10 protein-coding genes and 1 pseudogene are annotated in these 8,156 nt (G+C 68.6%); 6 read left to right on the top strand and 5 right to left on the bottom strand.

Going from position 1 to position 8,156, the window contains the following annotated elements; genetic code table 11:
• Positions 1–410, bottom strand: a 410-nt coding sequence (locus FXN61_RS44595; protein WP_167979871.1) for a glycosyltransferase family 2 protein, incomplete at its 3' end; no start/stop codon positions are given.
• Between the two features lie 111 nt (positions 411–521).
• On the opposite strand from FXN61_RS44595, the gene FXN61_RS44590 reads away from it, so the two are divergent.
• Both FXN61_RS44590 and FXN61_RS44585 read left to right on the top strand, forming a co-directional pair.
• The gene (locus FXN61_RS44590) at positions 522–1,853 is read left to right on the top strand and encodes a glycosyltransferase family 4 protein (RefSeq protein ID WP_167979870.1); all 1,332 of its coding nucleotides are present in this window, start codon (positions 522–524) and stop codon (positions 1,851–1,853) included.
• Positions 1,853–3,148 (top strand): UDP-glucose dehydrogenase family protein, encoded by a 1,296-nt coding sequence (locus FXN61_RS44585; protein ID WP_167979873.1) that lies wholly within the window; start codon positions 1,853–1,855, stop codon positions 3,146–3,148. Before FXN61_RS44590 ends, FXN61_RS44585 begins: the two co-directional genes overlap by 1 nt.
• Before the next feature lie 284 nt (positions 3,149–3,432).
• On the opposite strand, the gene FXN61_RS44580 is transcribed toward FXN61_RS44585, so the two are convergent.
• Positions 3,433–4,128, bottom strand: a complete 696-nt coding sequence (locus FXN61_RS44580) for a PIG-L deacetylase family protein (RefSeq protein ID WP_167979869.1) — start codon at positions 4,126–4,128, stop codon at positions 3,433–3,435.
• A 35-nt stretch (positions 4,129–4,163) separates the two neighbouring features.
• On the opposite strand from FXN61_RS44580, the gene FXN61_RS44575 reads away from it, so the two are divergent.
• Positions 4,164–4,619, top strand: coding sequence for an SLATT domain-containing protein (locus FXN61_RS44575; RefSeq protein WP_167979868.1), 456 nt, complete (start codon positions 4,164–4,166; stop codon positions 4,617–4,619).
• A gap of 41 nt (positions 4,620–4,660) precedes the next feature.
• Positions 4,661–5,500: a DUF1963 domain-containing protein gene (locus tag FXN61_RS44570; protein WP_223165856.1), complete on the top strand. Its 840-nt coding sequence runs from the start codon at positions 4,661–4,663 to the stop codon at positions 5,498–5,500.
• A gap of 59 nt (positions 5,501–5,559) precedes the next feature.
• On the opposite strand, the gene FXN61_RS44565 is transcribed toward FXN61_RS44570, so the two are convergent.
• Complete coding sequence (locus FXN61_RS44565; RefSeq protein WP_167979867.1) at positions 5,560–6,465, bottom strand: right-handed parallel beta-helix repeat-containing protein; 906 nt, start codon at positions 6,463–6,465, stop codon at positions 5,560–5,562.
• Here FXN61_RS44565 and FXN61_RS44560 point away from each other — a divergent pair.
• A complete protein-coding gene (locus tag FXN61_RS44560) occupies positions 6,449–6,706 on the top strand; it encodes a hypothetical protein (protein WP_167979866.1) in 258 nt (85 codons plus the stop codon). The genes FXN61_RS44565 and FXN61_RS44560 overlap by 17 nt on opposite strands.
• Before the next feature lie 230 nt (positions 6,707–6,936).
• Here FXN61_RS44560 and FXN61_RS44555 read toward each other — a convergent pair whose 3' ends face one another.
• Together FXN61_RS44555 and FXN61_RS44550 are read right to left on the bottom strand one after the other, a co-directional pair.
• Positions 6,937–7,704 carry an enoyl-CoA hydratase/isomerase family protein gene (locus FXN61_RS44555; protein ID WP_167979865.1) on the bottom strand — a complete coding sequence of 256 codons (768 nt, stop codon included), beginning with the start codon at positions 7,702–7,704 and terminating at the stop codon, positions 6,937–6,939.
• Positions 7,701–7,883 carry a hypothetical protein gene (locus FXN61_RS44550; RefSeq protein ID WP_167979864.1) on the bottom strand — a complete coding sequence of 61 codons (183 nt, stop codon included), beginning with the start codon at positions 7,881–7,883 and terminating at the stop codon, positions 7,701–7,703. The genes FXN61_RS44555 and FXN61_RS44550 overlap by 4 nt, the downstream gene beginning before the upstream one ends.
• 69 nt (positions 7,884–7,952) lie before the next feature.
• Between FXN61_RS44550 and FXN61_RS44545 the strand changes: the two are divergent.
• A pseudogene (locus FXN61_RS44545) lies at positions 7,953–8,156 on the top strand (serine/threonine-protein kinase); the annotation flags it as partial.

Genomic DNA, 8,156 nt, shown 5'->3' with positions numbered 1-8,156 from the left:
CCGCCGCCGATGAGGGCCTCCGCGAACGCGCCGGCGGCGCGAGGCCTGCGACGCAGCGAGTGGGCGAGCGCACCGCTCTCGTCGACCAGACGGGGAACGACGATCGGCCGGTCGGCAGCGCGCAGTGTCGCGATGGCTCCGGGGTGCAACCGGATGTCCGCGTTGAGCACCAGAACGTCATGGCCCTCAGCGGCTTTGATGCCCAGATTCACGCCCGCTGCGAATCCCGCGTTGACCGGACTGCGGAGGACTTCCACGCCGGGGCGGGTGGCAGAGGCCACAGTTCCGTCTGTGGAAGCGTTGTCGACGACGATGACCCTGACGTCATCGGGCAGCGAGTCCAGGCATCCCGCGATGACCTGTTCGCTCTGGTACGTGACGATGACCACCGCGACAGGTGACCGCTCCACAACCGCTCCTCGCTTCGGGGCTTGTGCCCGCTACATCGAGCGTTTCGGAATCTCCGTTACGAGATTCGCGGAAGCTGTAACCGTTTTGCCCTCCCGAGCGAGAACCAGAGCGTGACGTCATCGCCGCACGTGTTGATCATCGTGCAGAACCTCCCCGTGCCGCTGGACCGCCGGGTGTGGCTGGAGTGCCGCGCTCTGACCGCCGCCGGGTACGAGGTTTCGGTGATCTGCCCCAAGGGTCCTGGTGATCCCGCTTACCAACTCCTCGATGGAGTGCACCTGTACAAGTACGCTCCGCCGCCCCAGGCCGAAGGGGCGCTGGGCTACGCGTGGGAGTTCCTGTACTGCTGGGTGCACACGGCGTTGCTGAGCGTGAAGGTCCGCGCCCGCAGGCGGTTCGACGTGATGCAGGCGTGCAACCCGCCAGACACCTACTGGGCGCTCGCCCTGCTGTGGCGGCTCGGTGGCGTCAAGTTCGTCTTCGACCACCACGACCTCAACCCCGAGGTGTTCCTCTCGCGGTTCGGCGAGCCCAAGGGACCCGCAGGCAAGCTGCAGTACCGGATCCTGAAGTGGCTGGAGCGCCGGACGTTCCGCACGGCCCACCGGGTGACGTCGACCAACACCTCGTACCAGAAGATCGCGTGGACGCGCGGTTCCGTGCCGCCCGAACACACCACCGTCGTGCGCTCCGGCCCGGACACCACCGTGATGCGACCTGTCGAGGGAGTGGACGAGCTCCGGCGCGGCGGCAAACATCTGGTGGCCTATCTGGGAATCATGGGCCCGCAGGACGGCGTCGATGGCGTCCTCGAAGTCGCACGGAGAGTTGTTTTCGACCGCGGCCGCACCGACGTCCGGTTCGCGCTGCTGGGCTTCGGCGACTGCCTGGAAGACCTGAAGAAGCAGGCCACGGCGTGGGGACTCGATCCGTACGTCGAGTTCACCGGACGTGTCGGGCCCGAACAGATCACCCGTTATCTGTCCACGTCCTCCGCCGGTCTCGGCCCGGATCCGTTGTCGCCTTTGAACGACGTGTCCACTATGAACAAGACCATGGAGTACATGGCCTACGCGTTGCCGGTCGTCTCGTACCGGCTGACGGAGACCGTGGTGTCCGCCGGCGACTGCGCCGTCTACGTCGAGCCGGGTGACGTCGAGGCGTTCACGACGTCACTGCTCGACCTGCTGGACGACGCGGAACGCCGGGCCCGTCTCGGCTTCGAGGGCCGGCGCCGCTGCGAGGCGGAGCTCGACTGGCGCCCGCAGGCCGAGAACTACGTGGCGGTGTTCGACGGGCTCACCGGCTTCGTCTCGCGCGGCCCGTTTCCCGACGGCAGGCCCGAGCTCACCGCGGGCACCGACCAGTGGGGCAACAAGATGATCGACGTGAGCGACGACGCCGTGCTCCGCGCGTTCGCCGTGACCCGAACGGGAGAATGATGTTCGTCAGAAGGATCGCGGTCGTCGGCACCGGCTACGTCGGTCTGACCACCGGCGCCTGTCTCGCGTCGCTGGGCCACCGCGTCGTGTGCGCGGACGTCGACGAGGGCAAGGTGGAGCGGCTGTCGCGCGGCGAGGTCGACATCCTCGAACCCCGGCTCGCCGAGCTCGTCAGTGAGGGACTGGCGTCCGGCCGGCTGTCGTTCGTGCTCGGCGCGTCCGCCGCTGTGGCCGACGCCGAGGTCGTCTTCCTTTGCGTGCCAACGCCGATGGGTGTCGGTGGCATCGCCGACCTGCAGGCCGTCGAGTCCGTTGTGGACGAGACGCGCGACATCCTGCCGTCCGGTTGCGTGATCGTGAACAAGTCCACGGTTCCGGTGGGTACCTCGATCCGGACCGCCGAGCTGCTTCGCCGTGACGACGTTGCTGTCGTGTCGAACCCCGAGTTCCTGCGCGAGGGCTCGGCCGTCCACGACTTCCTGAACCCGGACCGGATCGTCGTCGGCTGCGACCAGCAGGACGCGGCCGAGCGCGTCGCCGCTCTGTACGCACGCCTCGGCGCGCCGACGGTGCTGACCGACGCGGCCTCCGCCGAGATGGTCAAGTACGCGGCCAACTGCTTCCTCGCGATGAAGCTCTCGTACGTCAACGCGGTGGCCGAGCTGTGCGAGCGCCTCGGTGCGAACATCACCGACGTCACCGAGGGCATGGGCTACGACAAGCGCATCGGCCAGGCGTTCCTCAACCCCGGCCCCGGCTGGGGCGGCTCGTGCCTGCCCAAGGACACGCACGCGCTGCTCCAGGTCGCGGACGCCGCGGACTTCGAGTTCCGCCTGCTGCGCGCCACGATCGACACGAACGAGCGCCAGCGGCTGCGGATGGTCGAGAAGATCCGTCTCGCGGTCACCGGCAAGCGCGGCGGCTCGCTGTCCCACGTGCGACTGGGACTGCTGGGCCTCACGTTCAAGGCGGGCACGGACGACCTGCGCGACTCGCCGGCTCTTGCCGTGGCGGCGCTCCTGCGTCAAGCCGGCGCAGAGCTCGTCGGCTACGACCCGGCGCTGTCCGGTGGCACGGACCTGGGCTCGGTGTCCGTTGTGGACGATCCGTACCAGGCGGCCAAGGACGTCGACGCGCTGGTCGTGCTGACCGAGTGGCCGGACTTCCGCTCGCTGGACTGGGCGCGCCTCGCCGAGACCGTGCGGCAGCCGGTGGTCGTCGACACCCGCAACCTCCTGGACCCGGACGTCATCCGCCGTGCGGGCTTCACCTGCACGTCGCTGGGCCGCAGGTAGTCCATTCGAGACAGTCCACTTAGCTCGATGGTGTGACTGGGCGAGCGGTGTTCGGGTGCCAACGCTTTGATCTCCTGCAACACCCGGAGGGACCAGCCCGCCGGGTCTTGCCGGGAGGTTCCCCGTGGCCGGACTCATGGACTTGATCAGCGGACTCGTGCACCAGTCCAGCGGCCTGCTCGCTCAGGCGAGCCAGCTCGCGAACGGCCTGCTGTCCGCGTTGCCGCTCTGAGGTCGGTCTCCGGTTGCGGGGCGTTCGTCACGGCGAACGCCTCGTCCGGGTCTCACCAGTGAGGCAGATCCGGTCCGCTGGTGGTGACACCGGCGAAGAGATCGGTCTCCGGCAGCGGTGCGCCGGTGGTGTCGAGGGCGCGGAAGTAGTGCTCCTGCAACGCGAACGCCCCGTGCACCTGCTGGCTGGCGTGGCACCGCAACGCCTTGCGCTTCTCGTCGGCGACCTCGCTGATGTCGATCGTGGTGGAGCCTTCCCTGGCCGTGAGGTAGAGCTTGGCCGGGATGCCGGTCCGGTGGACGGCGAGCTTGGCCACCCGGATCACGTGCATGTGGTCGCGGTGCGAGCTGTAGTGGGTGACCACGACCTGAGGCTGGTAGTGCTCGATCAGCGCGGCGAGCCGGCCGGCCGCGGTCTCCACCGGGATCGTGCAGAGCCCGCCCTCCGGCACCTCACCGGTGTGGCCGGAGTCGTGATATCCCAGCAGTTCCAGGTCCGAGATGCCCAGCGCGTCACACGCCGCCTGTAGTTCGGCCCTCCGGTGCGCGGCCACGGCCTTGGGGTGGTGACCGACCTCGCCGGGCACCGCGCCGCTCGGCGCGTCGTCGAACTCGCCGTTGGTGCACGTGACCACCACGGTTCTCGCGCCCTGTCTGGCGTAGTGGGCGAGCATGCCGCCGGTCGACGTCGACTCGTCGCCGGGGTGGGCGTGGACGGCCAGCAAGGTTCTCGGTCCCGCGAACTGCACGCCGCGGAACGTACCCCGGAACTAATCTTCGGCGCGTGACCGACTTGCCGTCCGGCCTGAAGCCGCTCGAACTCGCCCAGCACCTTCGCGACCAGATCGAGCGGGGGCATCTGTACGCACGCTCCCGCAAGCACCGGTTCCGCTGGAAATCCGTGGCGGTCCGGCTGACGACGCTGGTCCTTTCGGCCGCGTCGACGATCATCCTCGGCCTGCAGAACCTGGATCCGTGGACGGGGACGGCGTTCTCGCTCATCGCGGTGGTGACGGTGGTGAGCGCGTTGGAACCGTTCTTCGCCTGGCGGTCGCTGTGGGTGCTGATGGAGGAGGCCAGCTACCAGTTCCACCGGCTGCAGGACGATCTCGGGTACTACATCGCCTCGACGCCGGCCGACGAGATCGATCCTGAGCGGGTGCGGGAGATGTTCCAGCGGTACCAGCAGATCTGGGACTCGCTCAGCTCCCGGTGGCTGAAGTTCCGCGACAACGCTTAGGTCGAAGCCGCGGTGTCGGTCCCTCTCTTTACGGTTCGTTCATGACTCCTGAGATGCGGGACCGGTTGCGTCCGTTCCGCGCCGAGGCCATCGCGCGGGGCATACCGGCCGACGACGTGGAGCGATGGCTGACCACCGCCCGCCCGTGCGCGACGCTGACGCCGGACGGGGAGGGGCCGGTCGTGGGCCGGTTCGGCGGTCCGCTGCTGCTTCCGGCCGATGTCCCGGACCCCGCCCACCCCTTCGTCGCCTCCATCGACCTCGCGGCCCTGCCCGCCGGCGCGACGGACCTGCCCCTGCCTGCCGACGGTCACCTGCTGCTCTTCGCCTACCCCGAGGTCGACGACGACACCATGGGCAGCGTGGTGCACGTCCCCGCCGGAACGGCGGTGGTGGAACGGGACAAGCTCGCCTGGGACTCCTTCGGCTGGGAGCACAACGTGGCGATGATGGAGGCGTTCCCGCAGGGGCCGCTGCGGGTGACGGCCGACGTGTCGCTGCCTTGCCACAAGGTGCTCCCACTGCCGGATGGCAGGCCGCTTCCCGGGCATCCTCGCTCCGAGGAGCTCGTCGCGGTCTGGGAGAGCACCCGTGCCGGGATCGCCCCCGTGGGGCCGTTGCAGATCGGGGGATACGCCGACGAGGAGGCCATCGAGTCCGACCCGGTCGCCAACGCCGTGCCCTGTGCCGTGAAGGCCGCGCAAGCGAGCGGGTGGGACGGACCGGTGTCGGACGACGTCGCGGACTGGGTGCTTCTGGCCGACTGGCAGGTGGACGCGGAAGGCTGGGAGGGCGCCACCGTCCACTGGGTGATCCAGCGCGAGGACTTGGCCGCGCGTCGCTTCGACCGCGCGTTCACCAGCGTTTACCACAATCCCTGACCTGTGCTTGCCGTGGCCTGGCGCCCGCGAACAGGCACCAGGCCACGGCGCATCACGAGTTACGGCGCGCCCGCGGGCTTGCCCTTCGCGTCCGGCGCGTTGGCGTCCAGCAGGAAGTTGTCCTGCCACACCGCCCACTTGTAGCCGACGCCGTTGGCGGTCACGTACGCCGCGCCCCATCCGCTGCCGGTGAACCGGTTGTTGATGGACCGCATGTTGCGCCCGTACTGGTTGCCGTGGCTCGACTCCAGGCCGAGCTGGTAGCCGCCGCCCTCCAGCAGGTTGCCCTCGACGGTGACGTTGTCGATGTCGTCGCCGTAGGTCTGGATGAACAGGGCGCCGGTGTCCTGGCCGGTGGAGCAGTCGATCCGGTTGTTGCGGAACGTCAGCGTACGGCCGGGGTTGCGGTCCAGCGGGAAGTCGCGGACGGTGGCGCCGTCGTTGTGCGCGTCACCGGCCGTGCGCAGACCACGGACGTAGTTGCCCTCGGCGAGGCCGTTGAGGTTGCTGCCGGTGTTGTAGAAGCAGATGCCGGAACCCATACCGGTGATGTAGTTGCGCTGCAGGGTGCCGACACCGAGGAACGCGCAGGACTTCGCGATCGTCGACGCGGACAGCCGCGAGCCGTCGATGGTCGAGTCGCGGATGGTCACCGGGGCGCCGGTGACCTGGCAGGAGTTGTTGCCGCACGGGCCGTTCGTCGTGACCAGAGGGGCGGCCTCGTTGAGCTTGGTGGGCCGGATGCACGACTTCTCGATGGTGATGTTGCCCGCGAAGAGCGTGAGGGCCTGCTCGATCCGCTTGCCGGAGATCACCGTGCCCGCGCCGGGGGAGCCGGGGCCGGTGTAGGCGGGCAGCGAGTCGCAGTTCAGGCCGTGCGCGGCGAGGCCGGTGTTGCCCTCGGTGAGCTTCCAGCCAGGTGAACCGGCCGGCGCGGGGGTGCCGGGGTTGTTCGGTGGCTTCACGGGGCCGTTGGTTGCTGACTGGGTCGCCGAACTGCTGGGGGCCGCTGAGCTGCTCGGGGTGGCGGAACTGCTGGCAGTGCTGGTCGAGGTGGCGCTGGTGCTCTCGGCCACGGGTGTCGGTTGGGCCGCCTTGGTAGGGGAGCAGGCGGCCAGCGCGATGACACCACCGGTCAGCAGCACGGCCAATCTCAGTTTCACGGCTGGTTCTACCTCCACGCGCGTTCACGACGGGGGATCGTGAACCGCTCGTTAATTGTGTCGTCGGCCGTTGCCAAATGTGTACAAAACTCGTGCGACGGAGTTCGTACGGGGCCGTTGAACGGTCAGCACACTGCACGTGCCGACGGGAGGAGTCAAGCGGATCCCGTTGCGGCGCAACATCATCTTCCGGCCCGGCGGGAATACTCCATCCGTGTGAGCAGGCAGATCACGGTTTTATCACCGAGCCATATGATTCTTTGATGTGTGAGATCAGCGACCAATGAATGTCGCGCGGCCGGGACCGTCCGTGATGAAGCTGTGCACAGCGCGTGGCAGATCTTCGGTCTCGAACAACGCGGACGCGATCGTCGTGACGTGAGCGTCCGCCTCCGCAACGCCGCCCTGCTCGAAGTGCGCGAGCACCTGCTTCGTCGCGGCGTGCGCCTGCGTCGGCCCGACGGCGAGGCTCAGCGCGAACTGCTCGGCGGCCAGCGCGAAGCCCTCGTCGGGGAACACACGGTTGACGACGTTCCAGCGTTCCAGCGTGGCCGCGTCGTAGAGGTCGCCGGTCATCACGAACTCCTTCGCGCGGCCGACGCCCGCGCGGGCGGCCAGGCGCTGCGTGCCGCCCATCGTCGGCGTCAGCCCGACGACCTTCTCCACCAGCCCGAAGCGGGCGCTCTCGGCCGCGACGATCAGGTCGCACGCCACCGCGAGCTCGAACGCCCAGGTCAGGCACAGCGCGTGCGCGGCGAAGACGGTCGGGATCGGCAGGGTGGCGAGGCGTTGCGGGAGCAGCAGCATGCGGTCGAACAGCGCCTGCGCGTCCTCGCGGTACTCCTGGGCCGCGAACAGTGACACGTCGACGCCGCCGGACACGACCCGGCCTGACGCGTTGACCAGCAACGCCCGTGCGTCGCCCAGCTCGTCGAGGGCGTCGTGGAACTCGGCGTCGACGTCCAGCGCGTAGAGGTTGAGCGGCGGCGCGTCGATCGTGATGATCGCGAGCTCGCTCTGACGGGTTAGGTGGATCTTCATGTCGCAACCAATCGCCGCAGTCCCGGTTCGTCGCGCAGCAGACCTATCTCGTCCTGCGAGGGCGCGCGGAGGCCGGACCCCACGACCGCGGACGGATCTTTCAGGTGGTGCGCGACATCATCGGCCGGGAAGCCCCGGTCCACGAGTTCGCCGTTGCGGTACAAGCGGGTCCGGCCCATGGGTGACAACGATACGTAGATCTACTCAGATGTGATGATTGACGCCCAATTCCCGCTACCCTCGATCCGGTGAAGGTGGACCAACCACAACGCATAGGCGATTACCTGCTTCTGGGCAGGCTTGGCCGTGGTGCCATGGGAACGGTCTACCTGGGACAAGGCAGCGACGGGCGGCAGGTCGCCGTCAAGGTCGCCCGCGCGGAGCTCGCCGACGACCCGCGCTTCCGCGAGCGGTTCCGCCGCGAGATGCAGATGGCCCGCGCGGTCGGTTCG

This window comes from Lentzea indica, assembly GCF_012184385.1.
In the GTDB taxonomy this organism is placed as follows: Bacteria; Actinomycetota; Actinomycetes; order Mycobacteriales; family Pseudonocardiaceae; genus Lentzea; species Lentzea indica.
Note: the sequence above shows the minus strand (reverse complement) of the source record. Positions and strands in the feature narration are given on the sequence as shown.

Coding starts and splice junctions, on each gene's coding strand:
- FXN61_RS44585 (WP_167979873.1), top strand. CDS start 1,853: ATGTTCGTCAGAAGGATCGCGGTCGTCGGCACCGGCTACGTCGGTCTG.
- FXN61_RS44570 (WP_223165856.1), top strand. CDS start 4,661: ATGACTCCTGAGATGCGGGACCGGTTGCGTCCGTTCCGCGCCGAGGCC.
- FXN61_RS44555 (WP_167979865.1), bottom strand. CDS start 7,704: ATGAAGATCCACCTAACCCGTCAGAGCGAGCTCGCGATCATCACGATC.
- FXN61_RS44550 (WP_167979864.1), bottom strand. CDS start 7,883: ATGGGCCGGACCCGCTTGTACCGCAACGGCGAACTCGTGGACCGGGGC.